This window comes from Pyxidicoccus trucidator (genome assembly GCF_010894435.1).
GTDB lineage: Bacteria > Myxococcota > Myxococcia > Myxococcales > Myxococcaceae > Myxococcus > Myxococcus trucidator.
Genome location: NZ_JAAIXZ010000003.1, coordinates 369,611 through 394,124, shown reverse-complemented (window position 1 = coordinate 394,124; position 24,514 = coordinate 369,611). Strand labels below are relative to the sequence as shown.

The window sequence follows — 24,514 nt, the reverse complement described above, 5'->3', positions numbered from 1 at the left end:
GCCGGCCTTCACCTCACGCTGACGTCGTCCACGCGGAGGTTGCGCAGCACCGCGGGCTCCTTGCCGTAGAGCAGCTTGTAGGCGCTGTAGCTGCTCAGCACCTTCTTGACGTAGCCGCGCGTCTCCTCGAAGGCGATGTGCTCCACCCACTCGTCCAGCTCCGCGCGGGGCAGCGCGTGGCGCCAGCGCTCCACCGCTCCGGGGCCGGCGTTGTAGGCGGCCACCGCGTAGGCCACGTTGCCCCCGAAGTGCTTGGTGAGCTGGCCGAGGTAGGCCGCGCCCAGGCGGATGTTGTCCGCCGGCTGGAGCAGCGCCGCCTCGCCCACCGGGGGCAGGTCCAGCGACTCCGCCACCTGCCTCGCGGTGGCCGGCATGAGCTGGGCCAGGCCCAGTGCTCCCGTGGCGGAGCGCGCGCGCGGGTTGAAGCGGCTCTCCTCGCGGATGAGGCCCTGCAGGAGGTCCGGGTCCACGCGGTAGGAGCGCGCATAGCGCTCGATGAGCGCGCGGTAGGCCTTGGGCCAGGTGGCCTCCCAGACGGGGCGGGACTCGGCGCTCAGCGGGCCCTGGATGTCCTGGTGCAGCGCCGAGCGGGCCACCTGCCTCGCGGCCTTGCGGCGCCCCGTGCGCAGCACCGTCTGGTACAGCAGCCGCGCCGGGGCCTCGGGCAGCGCCCGGGCGTCCACCGCGAGGAACTCCTCCACCGCGCCGGGCAGCCCCAGCCGCAGCAACTCCACTCCCGCCGCGAAGCGCGCGTCGTTCCGGAGCGGGCCAGGGGAGAGTGGCCAGACCTCGGCCGGCTCTCCGAGCTCGCCGGGCTCCGTGTCCGCGCCGGGCTTGCTGGCTCGGGCTGACGCGCCTGAACCGCTCGCACCGACACCGACGGCCGCGCCAGTCGCGAGGGTCACGGCGGAACCGACGGCCATGCCCGGCTTGCTGCCTCCGGCGGTGGCTCCGAAGGTGCCGCCAGGATTGCTGGCCGCGACGATGACACCCGTGGAGAGAACGGGCTTACCGGCCGCATCAAGGGCCCCACCGGACGTGAGGACTCCAGCGGACAGCACGGGCTTGCCGGCCTCGGCGGCGGCTCGGGTGAGCACGTCGATGGAGACACCGGGGTTGCTGGCCGCGACGATGGCTCCAGCGGACGCGCCGGGCTTGCCGGAGGTCGAGCCCAGGGACCTGCCCGCCACCTCGGTGGCCCCGGAGAGCGCGCCCGCTCCGGCATGGCTGGTGGTCCCCTGCGCGACTTCGACGGCCCCACCCGCGCTGCCGGACCCGCCGGTCCCCGCGAGGGACGGCTTCGGGCTCGCCAGTCGCTCGGGAGCGAGCAGCGCCAGCCGCGAGCGGGACAGCAGCCCGTACCAGGCCGCGGGACGCTCGGCGGCGATGTGCTCGTAGCGGTCCAGCGCGTCCTGCCTCGCGGCGCCGGACTCCAGCATGCGCGCGTGCCAGTACCGCGCGCGCCAGAGCGCCTCGTCCGTGCGCGCCGCCTCGGGCAGCTTCTCCACCGCCGTCAGCGCGGCCAGCGCGGCCTCGGGCTCCTGGCGGCGGGTGTGGAGCCAGAACGCGCGGAAGAGCGCCTCGGAGGCGAAGTTGCCGGACGGGTAGCGCCGGGCCGTCTCCTCGTACCGCGCCATCGCCGCGTCCGTGTCCCCCGTGCGCTGGAGGAACCACGCCGAGAAGAAGAGCCCGTCATCCGCGTAGCCGTGCTCCGGGTAGTCCCGCGCGAGCGTCGCGTAGGTGGTGATGGCCGACTTCGGGTCCACCACCGACTGCGAGTAGCCCAGCACGTACAGCGCCTGCGGCCGCTGCTCCGGCGAGGTGCACTGCTCCACCATCGGCGAGAGCACCTGGATGGCCCGGCGGTGCTGCCGCTCCTTGCGCAGCGCCCGGCCGTAGGTGAGGTGCGAGCGGCACGCCAGCTCGTCCGGGAGCTGCACGTGGGGCAGCACGCCGTTCAGCAGCTCCATGCCCGCGTGGTTGCGGTGCAGCTCCACGAGCGCCTCGGCCCGGCGCACCCTCCACTTGATGGGCAGCGGCAGCCCCTTCAGCCGCTGCGCGGCCCGCTGCGCCTCGCGCGACAGCGGACTCGTGGCCCACACCTCCAGCAGCGCGCGGTGCTCGACGTTGTACTTCCCCTGCGCTCGCGCCAGGTCGCAGATGGCCAGCAGCGCCTTCATCCGGAGCGCGTCCGGCCCGCGCGACTGGCGGCTGTCGATGAGCTCCTGCAGCGCCGCCAGCGCACCGCTGACGTCGCCCCGGCGCTGGAGCACACGCGACAGGCTGAAGCGCGCCTCCGGGTAGAGCGGCGAGCCGGAACTCACCTCCCGGTACTGCCCCGCGGCCAGCTCCCACCGGCGCAGCTTCTCGTTGGCCTGGGCCGCGCGGACGAGGCAGTGGTCTCTCAGCGGGATGTAGTCGTTGGCCAGCGACGCGAACTCGTCGGCGGCGACGGCGAAGTCCCTGGCGAGCAGGGCGCTCTGCGCCTGGAGGAAGCGGACCGGCAGCGTGGGCGGCTCCTGCGACAGCAGCGCCCGCGCGCGCTTGTAGCGGCCCCGGTTGAACTCCGCGCGGGCCTTCGCCAGCGTCCCTTCCGCGAAGTACGGCGTGAGCTGCTCCGGACCGAAGGACGGCGCCGACGGCTCCTCGCTGTCGGGCTGCGCGGTGGGCGTGTCGAGCAGCGCCTCCAGTTGCTCCTCCGAGAGCACCTCGCCCGGGCCGGCCTCGCCGCCCTCCTGTGCCCACGTGGGGCCTGCGCCCAGCACGCTCGCGCATGCCAGGACCACCACCGCTCCCGCTCGAAGCCCGTCCATCGCAGCCCTCTTGTGAAAACCTGGGGCGCCAATGGATTGTCACGCTCGGTGCGGATGGGACTGGGTCAACTCACGACGCCTGCTCGCACGTCGTCCAGGCGATACCGGCGACCGCGAGGCCCTCGACTATTTGCACGAAACCTGACGGCTCGCGGGACGCGCGCGTAGGCGTTCCTGCGAAGGGGTAGCGTGTGGAACCACCTGGGCCTCCCCTCGCACGCCACGCCCGATCGCGCACTGTCCTGCCGGGTACCGGACGCGGCGCGGCGCCTACACCGCACTCCGGCAATTCTTGCAACACACCTGCATAAGCAGGGACGGAGCTCCCGGAGACACCTCCGCTGTCGGCGAAGCCTTGGAGCGCCGTGCGTTCTTTCCAAGTCGCTGCGCCTCGCCCCTGGGGACACACCATGAAAATCAGAACGCTGTTGGCCACGCTGGGATGCATCGCCGTGAGCACGGGAGGGTGTGGTTCGGAGGAGGCCTCCGGGCAGTCCTGGGAGGTCGGGACAGGACTGGAGCTCGAGGAGAACGCCGTCAGCGTCCGGTATGGAAATGGGCCCGCCACCTCCGTGGAAGGCAACGACCCGCGCCTCGCCGATGCGCGCCCGCCCCTGCCAGGCAACGGCGGCTACATCCAGAATGGGACGGCGCTCCAGGAGGGCTCGTTCACGCTCTCGGGAACGGGGAGCACGGACGGCAGGCTGACCACTAAGGCCGGGCTGCGCGTCGAAGCAACGGCCCCCGTCCAGGACCCGACGCCCCTGCTTCGCGTCGAGAACACCTCGGCAGCCACCCCTGTCTGGAGCAACTACCCGCTCTTCACCGTGGACTCGGCGGGTGGACTGCTCGCGCGCGGAGACCTCGGCAACGGCGCCGTGCCCATGACGGGCACGGGGCTGCGGCTCATGTGGCACCCGTCCAAGGGCGCGTTTCGCGCCGGCAATGCCGTGGACCAGTGGAATGACGCCAGCATCGGCTTCTACTCCTGGGCGGGCGGCAACCTGACCACGGCGAGCGGGTTCGCCTCCTTCGCCTTCGGGGACCAGTGCGCCGCGAGCGGCACGGACGCCGCGTGCTTCGGCAGCAGCAACGAGGCCTCGGGGACGGTGAGCTTCGCTGCTGGCGCCTCCTCCGTCGCAAGCGGGTTCGGCTCCACCGCCATGGGCTACACCAACGTCGCCTCGGGCCAGGGCGCGGTCGCCATCGGCTACCGGGTGTCGGCGGATGCGAACTACTCGATGGCGCTGGGGCACCGGGTGACGACGGGTGGGCATACCGGCGCGTTCATCTGGGGTGACCAGTCGATCACCGCCGTGGCTTCCAGCACCGCGAACAACCAGTTCATGGTGCGCGCCGCGGGTGGGGTGCGGCTGAGGACCAACTCCGCGCTCTCCACGGGGTGCGACCTGCCGGCCGGCTCGGGGGTGTTCAGCTGCACCTCCGACCGCGACACCAAGGAGGACTTCCGCCACATCGACGGAGAGGAGGTCCTCGCGAAGGTGGCGCGGATGCCCGTCGAGAGCTGGCGCTACAAGGACGAAGGCCCCGGGGTCCGCCACCTGGGCCCCGTCGCCCAGGACTTCCGCGCGGCCTTCGGCCTGGGAACCGATGACAAGAGCATCGGCCTGCTCGACATCGACGGGGTGAACATGGCCGCCATCCAGGCGCTGGAGCGACGCACGCAGGAGCTCCGCGCGAAGAGCGCCGAGGTCGATGCCCTGAAGGCTGAGATGGAGGAGCTCAGGCGGGGACTGTCCAGGCTGGAGGCCGCCGTCCACGCACGGCGCTCCAGTCCGTGACGGCCCCGTAACGGACGGGTGCACGTCCCCCCGGGCGAGCAGTCCCCGACGCCCGGGCCACGGTCGTCGCACGCGACAGTGCTTTCGTGACTTGCATCATTTGCTGAAAATATGTGAATCCAGGGCTCCCCCCGTTGGAATGGAGTCCCCCATGAGAGTCCCTGTCGCGGCGTCCCTGCTGGTGCTGGCCTCGCTGTTCACGCTGGCCTGTGGCGGCGCTGAAGTCGTTACCGAGCCCACCCTCTCCGAGCAGGAGCAGGCGCTGAAGGCGATTGGCGCGTCCTGTTCGAGCGACTCGCAGTGCTCCAGCGGCCTGTGCTGGAACACGGCCGACTCGTACCCCACCTACAACCCGTCCTGGGAGAGCGGGAACGCGTGCACGGTGGAGTGCACCGCTGGCACCGCCGGTGACACGTACTGCAAGCAGCTCGCCGCGCAGTATGGCGCGCCCCGCCCCAACAGCGCGCGCTGCCTCCACTCGCGCGGCGTCTATGACGATGGGGATGACGCCATCATCTACATCTGCGACCTCGTGCGCGCCGGCCTGGGCTCGTACTGGTCGGAGTAGTCTGCTCCTTCGCGCCGCCCGTTCAGGTGCACGGGCGGCGTGGTGGCCTCGGAGGCTCAGGCCGCACGGGCCTGTGCGACACCGTGCTCGGCCCCTGCTTCCCAGTGCGGCGCGGTGGGCCTCGGAGGCTCAGGCCGCGCGAGCCCGCGGGACGGCGTGCTCGGGCTCTGCTTCCCACCCCAGGTGGATGCGCAGGTCCCCGTGCCCACAGCACGTGCAGCGGTTCCGCGCATGCAGACCCAGCCGGTGCAGCAGCGCGCGGGCATTCTCGCGCCACAGCCTCGGACCCGCGAACAGCCCCGGCGTCACCCACCACGCGTTGAGCGACAGCGAGTCCTCCAGCGACAGCACGTCGTGCCACCAGCCGGGCGGGAGCAGCAGCACCTCCCCCGGGCCGATGACGGCTTCGTGGCCCTGGGCCCGCGCAGCGTCCGGGTGCCTCGCGAGGTCCGGCCGGGCGACGCGCACCTCGCTGAAGACGGTGGTCCACTCGAAGACGTCCGACGGGTAGAGCCGGGCGGAGTCCTCGGGCGGGAAGAGGATGAAGCGCTTGCGGCCTCGCAGCACCGCGTGGAGGTTGAGCGCGTCGATGTCGTAGTGCAGCGGCGTATGCGCGCCCCGACGCCCCATCCACAGCCCCGTCTTCGGCAGGCCCATGCCCGAGGGGAACAGCGGACGGAAGTCGAAGTCGTCGCGCAGCCGCGTGGCGCCTCCAAGCACGGAGGCGTCGTAGGCGAAGTACAGCTCGGACCCGCCATCCGCGAGCGGGCCCCTGCCCTCCAGCCCGTCCACGTACGTTCCCAGCGTGGCCTTCAGCGCATTGCGCCGGGTGAAGCGGTGCAGCCACACCTCCTGTGCGCCACAGGCATCGCGGAAGTACGCGGGTGTCCACTTCTCCAGCGCGGGCCAGTCCTGGATGGCGCTGGTGAGGATGACTGGCGTGGTTCGCGCGGCGAGTGCTTCGGGTGAGAGTCGCGCGATGCGCTCCACGGGCATCCAGGGCTTCATGCCGCCACCTCGCTCGCAACCACCGGCGCCGCGAGCCGGCGCTTCGCCCACGCGGTGAGCCCCACGGCGCTCACCACCGTCAGCGCCACCGTCGCCCACAGTCCGAGCGAGCCGCCTCCACCCTCGACCATTCCCGCCGCTCCGTGTCCCAGTACGAGGAAGAGGACCGTCGCCGGCAGGCTTCCCACCGCGGTGCCCGCGAGGAACGCGGCCGGACTCACCCGCGTGAGCCCCAGCGCGTAGTTGAGCACTCCGTAGGGCGCCAGCGGTGACAGGCGCAGGAGGCACACCGCGCCGAAGCCGCCCTTCCCCAGCGCCTCGTCGAGCCGTGCCAGCCCCGGGAAGCGGTCGCGCATGCGCTCGAAGGGACCTCTCGCGAAGCGGGCGCCAAAGAAGGCCACCAGGTCCACGCCGAGGCTGAGCAGCAACAGCAGTGCGCCTCCGCCCCATGGGCCATACAGCGCCCCCGCAACCACCGTGAATGGCGTGGTGGGCAGCAGCAACAGCGTGGCCACGCTGTATGTGAGACAGAAGAGCACCGTGCCCTGCACGCCCGAGGCGCGCACCGTGTCGAGCGCCGGCAACGCTCCCGTGGCGAGCGGACGCAGCATGAGCAGCGTCGCCGCCAGTCCCAGCACCATCAGCAGTCCGGGCAGGTGGCGCTTCAAGCCCGCTCCCGAGAAGAGTGGCGGGCTCTTCACTTCGGCTGGCCGAGCGACAGCAGGCGCTTCGCCATCAGTCAACAGTCCGGACGGGTGGCGCTTCATGCGTGCTCCTTGAAGGGATGGCGGGCCGTCCACTTCGGCTGCACGAGCGACAGCAGGCTCCTCGCCATCGGGTACAGCAGCGGCTCGCGGTGGCGCGTGAAGAGGTTCAGGTCCACCGGCTCGGCGCCGAGCGCGCTCTTGCGCTCCAGCGACGTGCGCCCGAGCTGAATCCGGTGGGCCCCCGTGAGGATGCCGTGCTCCACGTCGTCCAGCATCGCGTTGAAGTACAGCGCCAGCCGCTCGTTGTGCGCGTAGTCCAGGCCCAGGTAGTAGCTCTCCAGCTCGTCGCCCGCGCGAAGGCGCGTGTTGAAGGCGCGCAGCTCCTCCCCCTCGAAGTAGCCGACGAAGTCGAAGTCCTCTCCCAGCGCCTCTTTCAAGTGAACGAAGTACGAGGCACTCACGCGCGAGGGCCGCAGCCGCGAGCGCTGGTGGACCGCGCCGTACAGCTCCTCCACCCGGGGCGCGAGCGCGGCGATGTCCGCGGCTCCGAGGCTCCTGCGCTCCACGCCCTCGAACTGGCGCCGCGCCCGGCGGGCCTGGGCGCGGTACTTCGTCGTGAGGTCCCCGAGGTAGTCCTCGAAGCGCTTCCACGTCGGACGCACCGTGAGCACCATCGTCGGCTCCACCCGCACCTTGTCCAATCCCGCCCGCTCCAGCGCTCGCGTGGCCCCATGCGCCTCCGGCGACAGGTCCTTCACCAGCACGAAGGTCAGGTTGCGCTCCTGCGCCTGGAGCGCGTCCACCGCTTCAGCCAGCGCGGACCACGCTCGCTCCGCGTCCAGCTCCGGCCGGTGCGCGAAGCCATGCGGCCCGCAGACGAAGAGGTTGCCGCACACCAGGACGCGCACCCGCATGCGCCCCAGCACCCGCTTGAGCTGCGCGCGGACGAAGAAGGAGGTGCCCGCCGCTTCCTCCGGCGCCATGCCCTCCGGCAGCAGGTTGGGACCGAAGCCGTCCATGCCGAAGTCCACGCACTGGAAGCTCGCCACCGCCACCGGACGGCCCTGCTCGCGGAAGAGCGCGTAGAAGAACGTCATGCGCTCGGGACGGCTGCGCTCCAGGGCTCGCAGGTACGTGGGCTGGAGGAAGACGTGCCCCGCATCCACCACCGCGCTCCAGTCCTTGTCGGGCAGCGCCTCCGCGGTGGAGTACAGGTCGAAGTGCAGGCCACTCGCCCCCGGGGTGCTGCCGGGGGTCCGCGAATACCTCGCTACCGGGGAGGACTTCCTCGCCACTTGCATGGATGGGCTCCGTAAGGGTGCTCGTCCGACGGGGAGGCTCCAACGCAACCTCCGTGCCTCTCCCACGCGAGGCGCCAGGTGCGCGGTTTTGCTGGGGACGCTGGCTCCGTGAGGACTCGGCGCGTGTGCAGCGGCTGGCACACTGCGCGACGGCGGTGGCACCAAAGGGGTGGTGCGTGTCGCACCTGGATGCGACTCGGGGACTCGCGGCTGTCAGCCCCGACGGGACTGCTTCGTGGGTGCGCGGGTACCCAAGAGCCCGAAGGGAGGCCCGCAGCGACGTACACAGCTCAGCAGGAGCAGGGGGGTTGGATGTTCTCGGTGGATGGCAGGCAACTGCCGCTCACCGCCGTGGCACTGAAAGCGGAGGCGCAGGGGGGCATTGCCCGCGTCACGCTCACGCAGCACTTCTTGAATCCGTACGAAGAGCCGCTCCAGGTGAGCTACCAGGTACCCCTGCCGGAAGACGGCGCGGTGGCCGGGTACGCGTTCCGCATCGGCGAGCGCCGCACCGTGGGCGTGGTGGACAGGCTCCATGTCGCCCGCGAGCGCTTCGAGCAGGCCGTGGCCTCCGGCAGGACGGCGGCGCTGCTCACCCAGCAGCGCACCAGCGTCTTCTCGCAGGAGCTGGGCAACGTGCCTCCCGGTCAGCACGTCACCGTGGAGCTGACCGTGGACCAGCCACTGCGCTGGCTCTCCGAGGGCCTGTGGGAGTGGCGCTTTCCCACCGTCGTCGCGCCCCGCTACCCGGGCACGCAGGCCGTGGACCGCATCGACGTGAGCGTGGCTCACCGGCCCACGAGCATCCGCGCCACACTCGAGCTGGTCATCGGTGACGTGCTCGCGGAGGGACGCAGGCCCGAGTCTCCCAGCCACCCGGTGCGCTTCGAGCCTGGCGGAGCGAGGACCTTGGCCCGGCTGGAAGAGGGTGTGCCACTGGACCGGGATGTCGTGGTGCGTTGGCCCGTCGCCACTCCGGAGCCGGGCATCCACCTGCATCGTGCCCGGTTGAAGGGACGGCTGGAGGAAGCCGCGTTCGGGCTGCTCACGCTGGTGCCTCCCTCGGTGGAGACGGCGCGGCTGCCTCGGGACCTCGTCTTCCTCCTGGACGTGAGCGGCTCCATGCGCGGGCCGCCGATGGAGCACGCCCGGCGGGTCGTCGCGGCGCTCATCGACACGCTGGAGGAGCGCGACTCGCTGGAGTTGCTGGCGTTCAACGACAGGCCCCTGCGCTGGCGGGACAGGCCCGCGTCCGCGAATGTGGCCGCCCGTCACGAGGCGGTGGCCTGGGTGATGGGACTGGCCGCGAACGGTGGTACCGAGATGCGCTCCGGCATCCGCGAGGCCCTCCGTCCGCTGCGCCCTGACAGTCAGCGCCAGGTGGTGCTCGTCACCGACGGGCACATCGGCGCCGAGGGGGACATCGTCCGGGAGCTCATCGAGCGCCTCCCGCGTGGGACTCGCCTGCACACGGTGGGTGTGGGGGCGGCGGTGAATCGCTCCCTCACCCACTCCGCCGCGCGCGCCGGTCGGGGAGTGGAAGTCCTCACCGGCCCGGGTGAAGACGTCGAGCGGAGCGCCGCCCGGCTCATCGCCGCGACCCGGGCACCGGTGCTGGTGGACGTGACGGTGGAAGGCGACGCCGTCGAGGACTTCGCGCCCGCGTCGGTGACGGACCTGATGGCCGGCGCTCCGGTCCTCCTGTCCCTGAAGCTCCGGCCGGACGGCGGACGACTTGTCGTGAAGGGCGTCACTCCGGACGGAGCCTGGGAGCGGAGTCTCCTCGTCCCTCCGATGCGTGCGGGAGAGGGGAACCCCGCCCTCGCGACGCTCTACGCACGGGAGAAGGTGGAGGACCTCGCCATGCAGCGCTCGGGTGGAGCGCCACTCCATGAGTTGAGCCCCCGAATGGAGCAGCTCGGCCTGGAGTATCAAATCGCCACGCCGCTGACGGCCTGGGTCGCCGTGAGCGATGAGCCGACCGTAAACCCCTCGGTGCCCTTCCGGTACGAGACGGTGCCCCAGGCGCTCCCACAGGGCATGTCCGCGCACAGCCTGGGGAGCGCCTTTGCTCCAGGTGCGTGGCTTGCCGGGGCGGTGCCACGGCCCACCATCATGGTGCGGCGGATGACCCCTCCCGTCCCAGGGAGCGAGTCTCCCTCCAGCCCTCCTCCGGGACAGGGACCGGAGATAGGAACGCTCAGGTCATGCAGCAGCGTGCCCGTGACACCGGGTGGACTGCCGACAGGGGGACGCGCTCCGGCGAAGCGCGGGCAGTCCTGGTCCCGAGGAGGCGAGAAGGAGCAGGGGCCCGTGCCGCTGCGCGGACGTCGGCTGGCCTCCGCAGATGGGCTCGCCGCCGTGGAGATTCAGTGCGACACCCAGCTCTGGAATCCCGAGGCCTCCTTCGAGGCGGAGCTCGTCGACGGCACCCGCGTCAGGCTGCGCGTGGACACGGCGGCGAGCACGCACAGGGCTCGCGTCACGCGGGGCACCTGGGTGCGGCTCCGCTTCCAGCCGCTCCCCCGTGACGTGGTCCGCGTGCGCTGGTGCTTCGACGGCGTGGAGTACGTCGTGACGCTGTAGGTCTCCAGGCGCGGTCCCGGCGAAGACGCTCCCAGGTTGGAGAGTCCGCCGGGGCCGCACCCACGGCCCCGAGGGTGCACCCCGCCGCCGCATTCGCTATGCCTGGGGCTCCCTTCGCAAGGAGAAGCCCGTGACGTCAGCGAAGCACCAGCCCATCGTCTCGCCCAACCTGCCCAAGCCCGCGGGCCCGTACTCGCCCGGCATGCAGTTGGAGCGGCTGCTCTTCATCTCCGGACAGGGCGCCACGGACCCGACCACCGGCACGCAGGCCGAGGGCATTGAAGCGCAGACGGAGCAGGTGCTGCGCAACCTGGAGCGCATCCTCGTGGCCGGCGGCTCCAGCCTCCAGCACGTCCTGCGCTGCGGCGTCTTCGTCGTGGACATGAAGGAGTTCCCCCGGATGAACGCCGTCTACGAGCGAGTCTTCGCCGGCCACCGCCCCGCACGCACCACCGTGCAGGTGTCCGCGCTGCCAGAGCCGGGTCTGCGCGTGGAGATTGACTGCATCGCCTACGTGCCTTGAGTCGTGTGCTGAACGCACGTCCACGACTATTGGCCCTCTGGCCAGTTGGCAGGACAATCCCGAGTTTCTAAGTTAATCAGGAAGAAGCGGCCCTGACGTCGGTTCACCGTGGCGGGAACGACGGACCGGGGCCCTTCTCCAGGCGGTGCGCAGGTGCGCCGCCGCAGGTGGCCCTCCAGGGCCACCCGGGCAGCCCTCCTTACGCTCGGAGGGAGACCCAGACCAGGGGCGCACGGCGAGGGGCGCCCACCGCTAGATGAGGTCGAGGGGCAGCATCGTGCCCGCTTCGAACTCCGGCTCGCGACGCAGCTGGTCCAGCACGCGTGGCGCGCAGCGCAGGTGGAGCATGGGCAACGAGCCCGGCTCGCTCACCGAGCGCACGGAGCCCAGGAGATGCCGCTCCTCGAGCCATTGCATGAAGCTCTGGTGGAAGCGCGCGCTTTCGGCCAGGCCGGACTGGTGCACCTCCGCACGTGAGCGGGGGGGCGGCGGCCGTGCGGGCGCGCGCGCGCGTGGCGCGGCGGGTGCCTCCCTGGGCATCACCGTCACGTCAATCCACTCGGGCTGGCGCTCCGTTCCCACCGTCGAGCTGGCTGCGCCCGGTAGCGGACGCACGTTCGACGACAGCGGCGGCGAACCTCTGGCGTACATGTCCCCAGGCTCGCCAATCTTCCTGCTCATGGCCTCATCCTCCCCCAGGTCCGGCGCTCAGCTGGCGCCGACCCTGGTATCAACCCACCGCCGTCACCTGAACACGGCCAGGCCCTTGCCCGTCCGGTGCGTGCCCGAGCGTGCAAGCTTGACCGCATTGGCCAGGATCAAATCCCTCACTTCGACCGCCGTCAAGTCAGGTGCGCGGCAACGATACAGTGCTGCAATACCCGCTACATAAGGCGCAGCCATGCTCGTGCCACTCATTCGCTCGTAGAACGCCTGGTTGTTGCAGCGACGCTCTGTGGACGAATACACGTTTACACCGTAACCCATGACGTCGGGGACAACACGCCTACCCACCGCTCCGCTGGCGGAGAAAGTGGCCACGTTGCGCTCGAAGTCGACTGCGCCAACCGCCAGGGACTCCGGAAAGGCGGCTGGATAACCAACCGTGTCGGGTCCACTGTTGCCTGCCGCGACAACAGGCAGGACGTTGCTGTCGAGCAGGCGACGAATCATCGTCTGCAGCGCGCGCAGGTTGAGGTTGTAGTCGGCCTCCGAGATTCCAGGCGGAGGAGCAAGCGGGAAGCCGAGCGACAGATTCACGACGGCCGGACGCATGGAGTTTTCCGGGCGGCTGAACTGGTGCAGCAGCCACTCCATGCCGGCGGCCACGCGGCCGAGGCTGGTGCGGATGGTCTCCGATTCGATGACGGATGCGACGTAGAGGTCCACCTCCGGGGCGACACCGTGGTGGATGCCGGCGGCGATGCCGCACACGTGCGTGCCGTGGCCATCCGGGTCGAAGCCGCGGATGTCTCGGGCCGGGTTGTGCGGCGAGTTGGGGAACAGCGACACGTAGCGGAACTGGATGACGCGGTTGAAGTGCTCGGGGTGGTCGGCGTCCACGCCGGTGTCGAGGATGCCGAGCATGACGCCGGCGCCGCGGATGCCCTGGGCGTGGGCCAGGGGCACGCCGCACTCCTCCGGCCACTCGCGCTCGGCGAGCGAGGACATGCCGCGGTTGCGCGGGCCCGTCTGGCCCGCGGACACGGGGCCGGGGAAGGACAGGGGCACGACGTCGGGGATGAACTCGAAGTCCTGCTCCAGCTCGCCGCGGGCCGCCTTCTCGGTGCCCTCCTCGTAGAAGTGGGCCATGGTGGCGCCGATGAGCGGCATGAAGCGGTAGCTGCCCGCCTCGGCGCCCGTCTGCTCCGTCACGCCCGAGCCCGGAATGGGCACGGTGGACGAGTCTCCGCCGCGCGTGCCGGGCTGCTTCTTCGCGCCCTTCTTCGTGCGCTTGAGGGACTGCTGCCCGCTCACCTGCGGACGCACGCCGGGCAGCGTGGCCGAGCGCAGGCCGAGCGAGGTGAGCGTGTCGGGCGCCTTGTTCGCCACGGCGAAGCGCAGCGCCGTGGTGCGAGGCAGGACGCGCTCGCCCTGCTCCGTGCCGCGCGGCCCCACGCGCGCCTGAGACTCGATGGACTCCTTTGGAACCAACAGGTAGGACTTCATGGTTGGTGTACTCCTTGAACGACCTCGCAAGGCCGGCCGCGTGAGGCAAGGGCCGCCGGCACCAGTTCAGCGCCCGTCGCGCGTGGAGCCTCTCGCGAGCGACGGTGGCAATGGGGGCGCGCTCGTGGCGACGTGCCCCCGACAGGGGTGGCCCGCGCCCGTGGCGGCGCGTCCACCGTGGTGGGTGATTCTGACATCCGCGCGGGGACACACGCCGGCCCCGCGCACCAGGGCGCGTCCGGCATGTGGTGGCTTTCCTTCCGCTGCGTCATGTCGTCACCGCGTGCTTCGAAGCCTGGGCCCACGGTGCGATTGGACCGGATGGGCCTGACAAAAAACCAAGGATTTCCTGTAGTAGACGCGTGAGACCCCCTGATTCGGTCCTAGCGGGTCTTCCCCGAACGTCTGGAAGTGGGAGTGATTCCCTCCTGGGTACGAGGGGAGTGCCAGGAGGCACACAGGGAGTATGTCGTCCAGCGGACCCGCCAGGGGGTGGGCTCGCGGCGCGGACGGGAAAGTCCGCGTTCCCACAATTGTTCGCCTCCGTCCCTCCGCCCGGATAAAGGGAGGGGCGTTCGCCCGTACTGGAGCCTTTCGACGTGATTCCCTACTGGAAGCCACCCTCCATCCACCTGGGCCCGCTCACCATCGAGCCCTTCGGCATCTTCGTGGCGCTGGGCATCCTGCTGGCCGCTCGCCTGCTCGTCCGCAATGCGGAGCGCCAGAAGCTGGACCCGACGCCGCTGGCCGACTACGCGATGTGGGGCGTGCTCGGTGGCGTCGTCGTGGGCCACCTGGTGCACCTGCTCTTCTACCACCCGGAGGAGCTGTCCAAGAGCCCGTTCCAGATTTTGAAGGTGTGGGACGGGCTGTCGTCCTTCGGCGGGCTGCTCGGCGGAATCCTGGCGGCGGTGGTGTTCTTCCGGGTGCGCAAGCTGCGCTTCAACGACTACGCGGACTCGTTCGCGCTGGGCGTGGCGCCGGGCTGGGCGGTGGCCCGCCTGGGCTGCTTCGCGGTGCATGACCACCCGGGCGTGCCGACGGACTTCTTCCTCGCCGTGAATTTCCCCGGCGGCCCGCGGCACGATTTGGGCATGTACGACGCCATCGCCCTCTTCGCCATCAGCGGGCTGCTGTACGCGCTGCGCGACTCGGAGAAGATGAAGGGCCGGCTGCTGCCGCTGCTCGCGCTGCTGTACGCCATCTGCCGCTTCTTCTTCGACACGCTGCGCGCCACGGACATGTCCTACGTGGACGCGCGCTACTTCGGGCTCACGCCCGCGCAGTACGGCTGCATGGCGCTGGTGGCGTATGGCCTGTGGGGCCTGCTGCGGCGCCGCGCGCCCGGTGCCTCGCCGGTGCCTCCCGCGTCCTCGGGGAAGACGGTGGGCGCGGCCCGCTAGAAGCGTCCGGGAGGGCACTGACGCTCCCGGGCTTCCAGCGGCACGACATGCGGTGGCGGTAGCATCGGCCCGGTGGCCCTGGCTTCTTGCCTGGGACTCCGGGCCGAGTCGTTTTCCGGCCCGTGGGCTCCGGGTGGAGCCTGTTGCCAGGGGCGCGGGGTGGAGTGGGGTGTGCGCTTCGCCGGGGGCCTCGGGTGGTCTCCGGTTCGCCGCTTCCGGTTCGGGTTGAAAGAGGGTTGGGGATGAAGGCGCTCGCTTATGACGCGGTGATGGCTCCGCTCGGGTGGCTGGGACTCACGGCCGCCCGGAGGAAGCTTGTACGGGGGCTGACGGGACGCGTGCTGGAGGTGGGCACCGGCACCGGGCTCGCGCTGCCGGGCTACCCGGAGACAGTGACGTCCGTCACCGCCATCGACGTGGATGCCGAGGCGCTCGAGCGGGCCCGCAAGCGGCGCCCCGACGCGGAGGTGGTGCACGCCAGCGTGGAGGACCTGCCGTTTCCCGATGCGTCCTTCGACGTGGTGGTGTCCAGCCTCGTGTTCTGCAGTGTGGACGCTCCGGCGCGCGCGCTGACGGAGGTGTTCCGCGTGCTGCGTCCCGGAGGGGAGCTGCGCATGCTGGAGCACGTGCGCGCGCCGTCCGCCGGACTGGCCACCACGCAGGACCTGCTCACCCCCGCGTGGAAGCGGATGACCGGCGGGTGCCGCCTCAACCGGGACACGCACCGCCTGGTGCAACAGGCCGGCTTCGACGTGGTCCGCCGCATCCAGCGGCTCCAGGGCATGAGCGAGCTCATCATCGCCCGCCGGCCTCGGCGCTGACGCCGAGGCCCTTGCTGGCGCCTCGGGGTGTTACCGCGTGGCGGGGGCTTCGTGCCTCCCCTGCGCTCACGCGGGCGACGGGAGGCGCAGGCGCGAGAGCTTCCGGTCCGGGAGCACCGAGTGGACGTGGGCAATGCGCCCGTCCTCGCCCAGCTCCACCCGCACCACCGCACGCGAGGCCAGCATCGGGTCCTCCGCAGCCGCGAACACGGCCACCAGCGCTGGCAGGCCGTTGAGCATCTGCACCTCCACCGCCTCTGGCGCGCCTCGCAGCTCCACGAGTCTCTGGAGGAACGTGAGCACCCGCTTCACCCCCACCAACGGCACCTGCGCCGCCCGCACCTGGCCGCCACCGTCCGACACCGCGCGCACGTCGGAAGACAGCAGCGCCTCCGCCGCCGCCACGTCGCCCGTCAGCAGCGCGGACATGAAGCCCTCCAGCGCCACGCGGGTGCGCTCCTGCAGCTCCTTCGTGGGGATGCAGCGCGCGCGGTCGTACTCCGCCATCGCGGAGCGGGCTCGGTGGTGCACCACCTTCACATTCACTTCGCTCATGTTCAGCGCCTCGGCCACCTCGCGCACCGAGTAGTCGAACACGTCGCGCAGCAGCAGCACCGCGCGCTGCTTCGGCGCCAGCACCTCCAGCGCCAGGAGGAAGGCGTAGGAGACGCTCTCCAGCAATTCGTACCGGCCCTCCGTCGAGCCGCCTCCTGGCAGCCTCGCCTCCACTCCCGGGGGCATGTCCAGGCCCGGTGACGCCTCCGTCGACGCGTCCCCCGTCTCGAGCGGGGACGGCAACCAGGGCCCCACGTAGCCCTCGCGACGGCGGCGGCGCAGGTGGTCCCTCGCCAGGTTCACCGCCACCCGGGTCAGCCAGGGACGCAGCGACTCCTTCCGCTCCGGTGGCGTGGCCAGGGCTCGCGCGTACGTCTCCTGCACCAGGTCGTCGGCGTCCGCCGCCACGCCCGTCATCCGGTAGCAGAGGCCCCAGAGGAAGCGCTCGTGCTCTCGCGCCGCTTCCGCCACCGCGCTGTGTCCCGGGCTCTCCATGCGCTACGCCCCCACCGCCCGGCGGGGCTCCACCTGCTCGGACACGAGGAGGGCCCGCGCCACGGACTCCGCGCTCGCGAAGGATGCGTCCGCGAGCATCCCCTCCGGCCCCACCCAGTCCCCCACCCGGTACAGGCCCTCCACGTGCGGCACCCGCGCCGTGGGACGCCCGGAGAGGCCGCCCGACTTCGCGCTCGGCAGCAGGTGATTGACTCGCAGCGTGGGCCGGAAGCGCTTTGCCACCACGTGCGCGCGCCAGCCCGGCTGGAGCACGTCCATCACCGCCTCCAGCTCGGCCTCGCTGGCCCCGGTGTCCGTGCCGCCCAGGTACTTCATCACGTGCACCATCGCGCCTCCCTCCGGCGCCAGCCGCGCGGACGCCGAGTGCACCGACGCGTACCACGGACCGTCCACCCCGAGCGCGAACAGTGCCTCCGGCCTCGGCAGGCGCGACATGCCCAGCTCCAGGGACGCGGCCATGACGGGCACCGCCTCCGACGCCTCTTTTGCAAGCACCGCGTCCCCGGGCACCAGCGCCGCCACGTCGTCCGGCCCCCCCGCCAGCACCACCACGTCCGCCTCGTGCACCGTGCCGTCCGCGAGGCGGAGGCCACGCACCCGGGCTCCGGGAGCGGGCTCATGGAAGACCACGGACTCCACTCGCATGGAGGTCTCCAGCTTCGCACCCGCCTCGCGCGCCCGGGCCTCCAGCGCGTCCACCAGCGTGCTCCAGCCGCCGTCCACATAGAGCACGTTCGCCGCGAGCGCATACTGGAGCTGTGACACCGCCACCTCCGCGCTCATCGCATCATGGTCCGCGCAGTAGGACGACACCCGCGTCAGCGCGCCGACGAACGCCCGGGTGTCCTCGCGCGACAGCCGCGTGTCCAGCCACTCGCGCGTCGACGTGCGCGCCAGGGCTCCCGCGTCGAGGCGGGGCAGCCCCGCCAGCAGCCGCGCCAGCTCCAGCTTGCCGGCGAGGGTGAGGACGTCCGTCGTCATCAGCGACACGGGCCCCCGTGGCAGCGTGTGCAGCCGGCCCGCGCGCAGCGCGTAGGTGCCCGTCCCGCCCGGAATGCCTCCCTTCGGCTTCACACCCAGGCCGCCGAGCACCCGCATCGCCGCCCCACCCCGGTACAGCGCGTGAGGCCCCAGGTTGAAGCGGAAGCCCTCCACGTCCGCCGTCTGCGCCCGGCCGCCGAAGTGCTTCGCGCGCTCGTACAGCGTCACCTCGCAGCCACCGCGCGCCAGCAGCGCCGCCGCCGTGAGCCCGCCCAGTCCTCCGCCCACCACCGCCACTCGGGTCGCCTGCATGTCCGTCCTCCGTCTACGCACCCGGGAAATTCCGGGCATCCAACGGCTCCACGACGGAGACGGCCAGAAGGTTACAGGTGCGCGGAGGAAATCCGGGCTCCGGGGGCCGGACTCCCCGGGCCCGGGCGGGGGTGGGGGCGGAAGGAACGTTCGTTCCACTTGTGCCTCTCGCCCCGCGCCCGCGCGGCGGGGCTACCGGCGCCTCGAAGAAATCCGGGCACGGCGGTGCCGAACGCCCCGGACCCGGGAGGGGCGGGCGCGGAAGGAACGTTCGTTCCACGCGTGCTCGCGGAAGGAACGTTCGTTCTACGTGTGCCTCGCTCGTATCGGCATGGCGGGGCGAGACCTACCGGCGTCTCAAGGTCGCGCTCCTCGGGACGTGTCCGCCAGGGACCTGCATGGCGCTCATGGGCATCTACAGAAATGACATCCACCCGAACCGAGACACGTGCGTCACACATCATCAATCTCGCGGGAACCTTCTGCTGTCAGTGCCGCCATTCCTGGGTCACGCAAGCCTCATGCGTTTGGCCCCTCTCACTCCGAGGCTGTGAATCCCTGACAACTCCGCGAGTTACTCAGCGTCAGGCAATGTCAGAGGTAGTCGTATGATGATTCCTGCAACGACGGCGGACTCTCCCGCCGCGCATGACCGAGGCCTCCACGCATGAGAAAGCTCCTCGCAGCCCTGCTTGCCCTGCCCATCCTCGCCGCCTGTGGTCCCGCTCCGGAGCCCGACGCCGCCTCGATGCCCGGGCAGTCGCAGGAAGTCGCCGCCCAGACGGAGACGCAGGAGCTGTCCGCCGCGCCTCGGGAGCGCTCGGTCACGCTGAGCACCGGGGTGACGCTGCGCTACGTGGAGCAGGGCTCGAAGAATGGCCCCGTCGTCGTCTTCCTGCATGGCTACACGGACTCGCACAACACGTGGGATTTGAACCTGCCCATCTTCCCGCGCAACTTCCATGTCTACGCGCTGGACCAGCGGGGCCACGGTGACTCGTCCCGTCCCCTCTGCTGTTACACCCAACAGGACTTCGCCGCGGACGTAGTCGCCTTCCTGGATGCCATCGGCGAGGAGCAGGCCATCCTCGTCGGCCACTCCATGGGCAGCTTCATCGCGCAGCAGGTCGCGCTGGACTACCCCGACCGCGTGCAGGCGCTGGTGCTGGTCGGCTCCGCGCCCACCGTCGCGGGCAACGAGGTGGCGCTGTTCCTGAAGTCCATCGTCGACACGCAGGTGGGCACCGTGGACCCGGACTTCGTCCGCGAGTTCCAGACGAGCACCTTCGTGCGCCCCGTGCCTCAGTCGTACATCGACACGCTCGTGTCGGAGAGCCTCAAGGTCCCCGCCCGGGTGTGGCAGGCGACGCTGGACGGGCTCATCGCGGAGGACCACTCGGCGCGGCTGGGTGAGATTGACGTGCCCGTGCTCGTGGTGGGCGGCGACCAGGACGGCTTCTTCCCCGTCGACCAGCAGCAGGCGCTGGTGGACGCGCTCCCCAACGCCACCTACGTCCTCTACCCGGATACCGGCCACGCGCCGCACGCGGAGCTGGCGCACCGCTTCGTGCACGACGTGAAGCGCTTCCTCAAGTCCGTGACGAAGTAACGCGGGCCCTCGGGCCCGGTGAGGAGGCTCTCCGGGGAGTCGCCGTCCGGGCCTGTGGAGGTAGCGGCGTGGCTCTACCCGAGGCGAGGTGATTCCGGCTTGGCTCTACGCGAGTCCGGCCCCTTTCTGCCCGGGCCGTGGCGAGTCCGGCCCGTCTCTACCCGGGCCCTGCTGTCCCCGTTGTTCCCGATGCGCCGGAACCCTCCGGCGGCCCCCGCGAGGGGTCCGGCGCATCGGACCGCGCCAGCATCACCGCCGCGGTGAGGATGAGCAGGCCTCCCACCAACTGCCGCGCGCTGAGCCGCTCGTCCATGAGGAGCGCGCCAATCACCACTGCCGTCAGCGGCTCCATGGTGGACACCAGCGACGTGTTCACCGGGCCGATGCGCGCCATGCCCACGAAGAAGAGGAGCACCGCGGCCACCGTGGACACCAGCGCCAACGCCACCACGGCCGCCCAGCCCGTGGCGGTGGTGGGAAAGGCCGGGCCGCGTGCCAGCACCACCAGCCCCAGCGAGGCGCCCGCGGAGCAGAGGATGACGGTGCTGGAGGTCAGCGGCCCCGCCTGGCTCGCCACGCGCGCGCTGATGACGACATAGACGGCGTAGAGGAGCGCGGACAGCAGCCCCAGCATGACGCCCAGCGGCTTCACACCACCCTGGTCCAGGTCCGCCGTCAGCGCCGTGCCTCCCAGCGCCAGCGCCACGGCCAGCCACTTCACCCGGCCAAGGCGCTCGCCGAAGACGAAGCGCTGGAGCAGCGCCACCAGCGCCGGGAAGGAGTACAGCAGCAGCGCCACCAGGCCCGCGGGCGCGTGCTGGAGGGCAGCGAAGTAGGCGCCCGCCTCGCTCACGTAGCCCACCGCGCCCAGCAGCATCAGCGCCAGCATCACCCGGCGGCCCGGCAGCTGCTGGCGGCGCACCACCATGACGCCGGCCAGTACCGCCCCGGCGAGGGAGAAGCGCAGGAAGAGCAGCGACGCGACATCCGCGCCCGCCGCGTAGGCAGTGCGCCCGAAGAAGCCGAGTGCGCCGAAGCACACCCCGGACAGGGCCACGATGAGGAAGCCAGCGGTGCGGTTCATGGCAGAGCGCGCGCACCCTGCTCCAAGCGCGCGCCCGTGTCACGCATCCCGCGGAGGCTCTGGCATCCGCCCCGTGTCACGTGGGCTCTGGCACCGGAGCCGCGTCACATGAGGACGATGGCACCGGCACCATGTCACATGGGGGGCTCTGGCACCGGCACCGTGTCACGCGGGGCTCTGGCACCGGAGGGGCGCCACGGACGGCACTACCAGTAGTTGACCGACTTGAGGTCGAAGACGTCCGTGTAACCGCCGGCGCGCAGCAACTGCACGGCCTGGGCGCTGCGGGCCCCAGCGGCGCAGTACACCACCACGCGCGTGCCGGGCGGGCCCACCTCGGAGAGCCGCCGGGGCAGCTCCTGCACGGGGATGTTGCGGGCGACCTCGGGGTGACCCTGCTGGAATTCCTGCGGGGTGCGCACATCCAGCAACACCGCGCCTTCCGCGACGAGCTGCCGGGCCTTCTGGGAGAGCTCCTGGGGCGTCATGCCCTCATTGTAGGTCCACCCGAGCCGCCGCGCGTGGCCGAAAACTGGAGGTGTCGGTGGCCGACGCTACAGTCCTGTACCGACACGATGCGACTCGACAAGCATGCCCTCCTGAACCAGCTGGCCGAGCGGCTCCAGCAGTCCGACAGGCTGGCCCACCGCGCCGAGGCCGAGGCCCGCGAGGCGGCTCGCAGCCTGGCCACGGAGTCCGAGAAGAAGGAGGACGGCCGCGCGGCGATTGAGTTCGGCAGCCTCGCCACCGGACAGGCCGCCCGCGCCCGCCGCGTGCAGGAGGAACTGCACGCGCTCTCCCACTTCGGCCAGGGGGAGCTGCCCCGCTTCCCGCGCCAGGGGCCCGTGGCCCTGGGCGCCATCGTCGACATGAGCACCGAGGACGAGGACGGCTTCGCCGAGCGCACCTTCTTCGTGCTCCCCGTGGGCGCCGGCACCGAGCTGACGGGCCCCGGCGGCGACGGCTTCCTGTCCGTCATCACCCCCGCGTCCCCCGTGGGCCGTGCCCTCATGGGCCGCAAGGCAGGGGACGTGGTGGAGGTGACACTGGCGGGTGAGGTACGCGAATGGACGGTGCTCGAGGTGGCGTGAGGTGAGGTGTCCCTCGCAGTGCGCCAGGGATGTCCGGCCCCGGACGTAAGCCCTTGGGGCAGTAGAACCCCTGGCCCCCGCCGCGCGTGAATCAGGGAAGATGTTTTCCTCCCTTTCTCCGCCAACCGAGGCGCCGGCCCCACCCTCGCCCCTGCCGCTGACGTGGCCCGCCGCGCTGGTGGGCCTGCTGTTCGGCGTGCTGATGTCGTATGTGCCGTACGAGTTCCGGATGGCGCCCTTCCGGCCGCTCTATCCGTACGTGCGCGTCCTGGGCCTCACGTACCTGGCCGGCAGCATCTCCCTCATGTGCGCGCTGCTGTACCCGCGTGCGCCGCGCTGGCTGGGGCTGGCGGGGCGGCTGACGCTGGGCGCGGCCATGGCGCTGTACTGGTGGGTGCTCAATGTCCTGCCGGGCAGCTTCACCGGCATCGTCCTCTACCCGCTGCTCTTCGGCGGCCTGGTGCTGGAGGCGTGGCCCGCCATGCGCCAGCGGCCCGTGCTGCGCGCCTTCGTGGCCCTCACCGGCGCGGCCTTCGGCGTGGCGATGCTCGCGGCGCCGGAGCGCTTCCCCATCTCCGTGTACGCGCACCTGGCCCCGCTGCGGCCCCTGGTGGGCGCGCTCTTCATCCTCTCGGGCGTGGGGCTGCTGTTGCCCTCGGGCCGGCTGCACGCGCGGCTGCCGCATGTGCTGATGGGCGTGCTGGCCGTGCCCTTCGCCCTGCTGGCGTACGCGCTGGGGCGCGGCTCGTCGTGGCTGGGCGCCAGCGTCTACGCGGTGCTCACCCTGGCGTGCATGGCGCAGGCGGTGGACTGGCGCCCGCGCGCGCCGCGCACCGTGGGGTGGAAGCTCTTGCGCGGGCTGGCCTTCGCGGGGCTGGTGCCGCTGCTGGCGCTGGGGGGCCTCGCCGCCTTCCTCGCCCAGCGCGCAATCGAGCAGCAGGTGCGCGACGACACGCAGCGCGCCGCCGCGGGCGAGGCGGACTTCCTGCGCCGCTACCTGGATGACTCGCGCGAGTCGCTGGACTTGATGCTGGAGTCCCCCGGCTTCCGCGCCGCCTTCGTCACCGGCGAGCGCGCCCTGCTGGAGCCGTACCTGCGCAACCTGGCCGCCCAGGCGCGCGCCTTCGACGCGGCCATCGCCGTGGATGCGTCCGGCACGGTGCTGGCCACCTCGCCGGGCGTGGAGGACTGGCAGCTGTCCAGTCACACCTTCCTCTCCGAGGCGATTGCCCACGGCGGCACCGAGGTGTCCACCGCCTTCATCCGCCCGCCGGACCGGCCGCTGGTGGCGGTGACGCGCCCCTTCGAGCACGACGGCGAGCTGCGCGGCATGCTGGTGGGGCTCCTGTCCCTGGAGCGGCTGAGCGACGCCACCACGCCCGCGTCGCGGCGCTTCCGCGTGCAGGTGCTGGACAGGCGCGGCCTCAAGGTGCTGCGCGACACGGCGCCCGGCGCCCTGCTGCTCGGCGAGGCCCACCTGCCGGGCGCGCTGCACGAGGAGCTGGCCCGCCCCGGCAGCGGCGTCATGGAGGCCTTCGACGTGGCGGACCGCCGCATCCTCGCCGCCGAGGCCCCCGTCGAGGACACCGAGTGGAGCGTGCTGGTGACGCAGGAGCTGGTGGTGGCCTACGCGGCGATTACGCGCATGAGCGCCGCGGTGGTGGGCCTCGTGTTCCTGGGCGTGCTGCTGGCGCTGGGCCTGTCGCAGCTCGTCGCCCAGGACGTCATCCGCCGCCTGGACGAGCTGCGCGAGGCCACCTCCGCGCTGGCCGCCGGGGATTTGGAGCGGCGCGTGGAGGTGGAGGAGGACGACGAGCTGGGCGAGCTGGCGCGCAGCTTCAACGAGATGGCGGCCCGCACCGGCGCCGCGCAGGCGGAGCTGAAGGAGGCGGTGCGCGCGCGCGAGGAGTTCATCAGCGTGGCCAGCCACGAGCTGCGCACGCCCCTCACACCCCTCAAGGGCTTCGCCGCCCTCACCCTCCAGTGGCTGGAGAAGAACGGCGACTTCCCGGAGCGCGAGCGGCTGCTCAAGGCGCTGCGCTCCATGGCCCGGCAGACGGAGCGGCTGGCGCGGCTGGTGGATGATTTGCTCGACACCGCCCGCATGCAGGGCGGCCGCTTCGAGCTGGAGCGGCAGCGCGCGGACCTGGTGCCGCTGCTGCACGAGGTGCTGGAGCGCTTCGAGCTGCGCGGCGAGAGCAACCTCGCCTTCGAGCTGCACACCCCCGGCCACGCGGTGGAGGGAGACTGGGACGCGCCCCGGCTGGACCAGGTGCTCACCAACCTGGTGAGCAACGCCGTGCGCTACTCACCGCAGGGCGGCACCGTGCGCCTCTCCCTGGAGGAGGAGGCCCACCACGTGGTGGTGCACGTGAGGGACGAGGGCATCGGCATCCCCCCGGAGAGCCTGCCCAGCCTGTTCCGCCCCTTCGCCCGCGCCTCCAACGCCCAGGCACGCCACTACGGCGGGCTGGGGCTGGGGCTCTTCATCTGCCGCGAAATCGTGGAGCGCCACGGCGGCACCATCTGGGCGGAGAGCCCGGGCCCCCAGCGCGGCAGCTGCTTCCACGTGCGGCTGCCCCGCGAGGCCACCCAGCCCGTGCCCGCGTCCGAGAGCGCCCCGCCCTCCCGCGCGGAGTCCTCGTCCGCGCACGCGGCGTGAGCG

19 protein-coding genes are annotated in these 24,514 nt (G+C 71.5%); 9 read left to right on the top strand and 10 right to left on the bottom strand.

Features of this window, described 5'->3' with window-relative positions:
* Positions 1-8 precede the first annotated feature (8 nt).
* Positions 9-2,813, bottom strand: coding sequence for a transglycosylase SLT domain-containing protein (locus tag G4D85_RS49310; protein WP_240359214.1), 2,805 nt, complete (start codon positions 2,811-2,813; stop codon positions 9-11).
* Between the two features lie 410 nt (positions 2,814-3,223).
* On the opposite strand from G4D85_RS49310, the gene G4D85_RS11575 reads away from it, so the two are divergent.
* Both G4D85_RS11575 and G4D85_RS11570 read left to right on the top strand, forming a co-directional pair.
* Positions 3,224-4,615, top strand: coding sequence for a tail fiber domain-containing protein (locus tag G4D85_RS11575; RefSeq protein WP_164011125.1), 1,392 nt, complete (start codon positions 3,224-3,226; stop codon positions 4,613-4,615).
* Positions 4,616-4,766: 151 nt separating this feature from the next.
* Positions 4,767-5,183: a hypothetical protein gene (locus tag G4D85_RS11570; protein ID WP_164011123.1), complete on the top strand. Its 417-nt coding sequence runs from the start codon at positions 4,767-4,769 to the stop codon at positions 5,181-5,183.
* 129 nt (positions 5,184-5,312) lie between these two features.
* On the opposite strand, the gene G4D85_RS11565 is transcribed toward G4D85_RS11570, so the two are convergent.
* The 3 genes from G4D85_RS11565 to G4D85_RS11555 form a co-directional block, all read right to left on the bottom strand.
* Positions 5,313-6,191 carry a cupin-like domain-containing protein gene (locus G4D85_RS11565; RefSeq protein WP_164011121.1) on the bottom strand — a complete coding sequence of 293 codons (879 nt, stop codon included), beginning with the start codon at positions 6,189-6,191 and terminating at the stop codon, positions 5,313-5,315.
* On the bottom strand, positions 6,188-6,859 hold the full coding sequence (locus G4D85_RS11560) for a TVP38/TMEM64 family protein (protein ID WP_164011119.1): 672 nt from the start codon (positions 6,857-6,859) through the stop codon (positions 6,188-6,190). The genes G4D85_RS11565 and G4D85_RS11560 overlap by 4 nt, the downstream gene beginning before the upstream one ends.
* A gap of 95 nt (positions 6,860-6,954) precedes the next feature.
* On the bottom strand, positions 6,955-8,199 hold the full coding sequence (locus G4D85_RS11555; protein WP_164011117.1) for a GNAT family N-acetyltransferase: 1,245 nt from the start codon (positions 8,197-8,199) through the stop codon (positions 6,955-6,957).
* Positions 8,200-8,511: 312 nt separating this feature from the next.
* Here G4D85_RS11555 and G4D85_RS11550 point away from each other — a divergent pair, with 312 nt between their 5' ends.
* Together G4D85_RS11550 and G4D85_RS11545 are read left to right on the top strand one after the other, a co-directional pair.
* Positions 8,512-10,785 carry a VIT domain-containing protein gene (locus tag G4D85_RS11550; protein WP_164011114.1) on the top strand — a complete coding sequence of 758 codons (2,274 nt, stop codon included), beginning with the start codon at positions 8,512-8,514 and terminating at the stop codon, positions 10,783-10,785.
* Between the two features lie 130 nt (positions 10,786-10,915).
* The gene (locus G4D85_RS11545; protein ID WP_164011111.1) at positions 10,916-11,308 is read left to right on the top strand and encodes a RidA family protein; all 393 of its coding nucleotides are present in this window, start codon (positions 10,916-10,918) and stop codon (positions 11,306-11,308) included.
* A gap of 252 nt (positions 11,309-11,560) precedes the next feature.
* On the opposite strand, the gene popD is transcribed toward G4D85_RS11545, so the two are convergent.
* Positions 11,561-11,989 carry a PopC secretion inhibitor PopD gene (gene popD, locus G4D85_RS11540; RefSeq protein WP_164011109.1) on the bottom strand — a complete coding sequence of 143 codons (429 nt, stop codon included), beginning with the start codon at positions 11,987-11,989 and terminating at the stop codon, positions 11,561-11,563.
* A 63-nt stretch (positions 11,990-12,052) separates the two neighbouring features.
* Complete coding sequence (gene popC / locus G4D85_RS11535; protein WP_164011107.1) at positions 12,053-13,477, bottom strand: subtilisin-like protease PopC; 1,425 nt, start codon at positions 13,475-13,477, stop codon at positions 12,053-12,055.
* Positions 13,478-14,076: 599 nt separating this feature from the next.
* Between popC and G4D85_RS11530 the strand changes: the two genes are divergently transcribed.
* Both G4D85_RS11530 and G4D85_RS11525 read left to right on the top strand, forming a co-directional pair.
* The gene (locus G4D85_RS11530; RefSeq protein WP_164011105.1) at positions 14,077-14,880 is read left to right on the top strand and encodes a prolipoprotein diacylglyceryl transferase; all 804 of its coding nucleotides are present in this window, start codon (positions 14,077-14,079) and stop codon (positions 14,878-14,880) included.
* Positions 14,881-15,122: 242 nt separating this feature from the next.
* Positions 15,123-15,701, top strand: coding sequence for a class I SAM-dependent methyltransferase (locus tag G4D85_RS11525; protein ID WP_164011103.1), 579 nt, complete (start codon positions 15,123-15,125; stop codon positions 15,699-15,701).
* Positions 15,702-15,767: 66 nt separating this feature from the next.
* On the opposite strand, the gene G4D85_RS11520 is transcribed toward G4D85_RS11525, so the two are convergent.
* Positions 15,768-16,751 (bottom strand): sigma-70 family RNA polymerase sigma factor, encoded by a 984-nt coding sequence (locus G4D85_RS11520; protein ID WP_164011101.1) that lies wholly within the window; start codon positions 16,749-16,751, stop codon positions 15,768-15,770.
* Between the two features lie 3 nt (positions 16,752-16,754).
* Complete coding sequence (locus tag G4D85_RS11515) at positions 16,755-18,065, bottom strand: phytoene desaturase family protein (RefSeq protein ID WP_164011099.1); 1,311 nt, start codon at positions 18,063-18,065, stop codon at positions 16,755-16,757.
* A 667-nt stretch (positions 18,066-18,732) separates the two neighbouring features.
* Here G4D85_RS11515 and G4D85_RS11510 point away from each other — a divergent pair.
* Positions 18,733-19,674, top strand: coding sequence for an alpha/beta fold hydrolase (locus G4D85_RS11510; RefSeq protein ID WP_164011097.1), 942 nt, complete (start codon positions 18,733-18,735; stop codon positions 19,672-19,674).
* 157 nt (positions 19,675-19,831) lie between these two features.
* Here G4D85_RS11510 and G4D85_RS11505 read toward each other — a convergent pair whose 3' ends face one another.
* Positions 19,832-20,758, bottom strand: coding sequence for a DMT family transporter (locus G4D85_RS11505; protein ID WP_164011095.1), 927 nt, complete (start codon positions 20,756-20,758; stop codon positions 19,832-19,834).
* A gap of 206 nt (positions 20,759-20,964) precedes the next feature.
* Positions 20,965-21,246: a rhodanese-like domain-containing protein gene (locus tag G4D85_RS11500; RefSeq protein WP_164011093.1), complete on the bottom strand. Its 282-nt coding sequence runs from the start codon at positions 21,244-21,246 to the stop codon at positions 20,965-20,967.
* Between the two features lie 87 nt (positions 21,247-21,333).
* Here G4D85_RS11500 and G4D85_RS11495 point away from each other — a divergent pair, with 87 nt between their 5' ends.
* Together G4D85_RS11495 and G4D85_RS11490 are read left to right on the top strand one after the other, a co-directional pair.
* Positions 21,334-21,849, top strand: coding sequence for a GreA/GreB family elongation factor (locus G4D85_RS11495; RefSeq protein ID WP_164011092.1), 516 nt, complete (start codon positions 21,334-21,336; stop codon positions 21,847-21,849).
* Between the two features lie 100 nt (positions 21,850-21,949).
* Positions 21,950-24,511, top strand: a complete 2,562-nt coding sequence (locus G4D85_RS11490; RefSeq protein ID WP_205525513.1) for an ATP-binding protein — start codon at positions 21,950-21,952, stop codon at positions 24,509-24,511.
* The last annotated feature ends 3 nt before the right edge of the window (positions 24,512-24,514 follow it).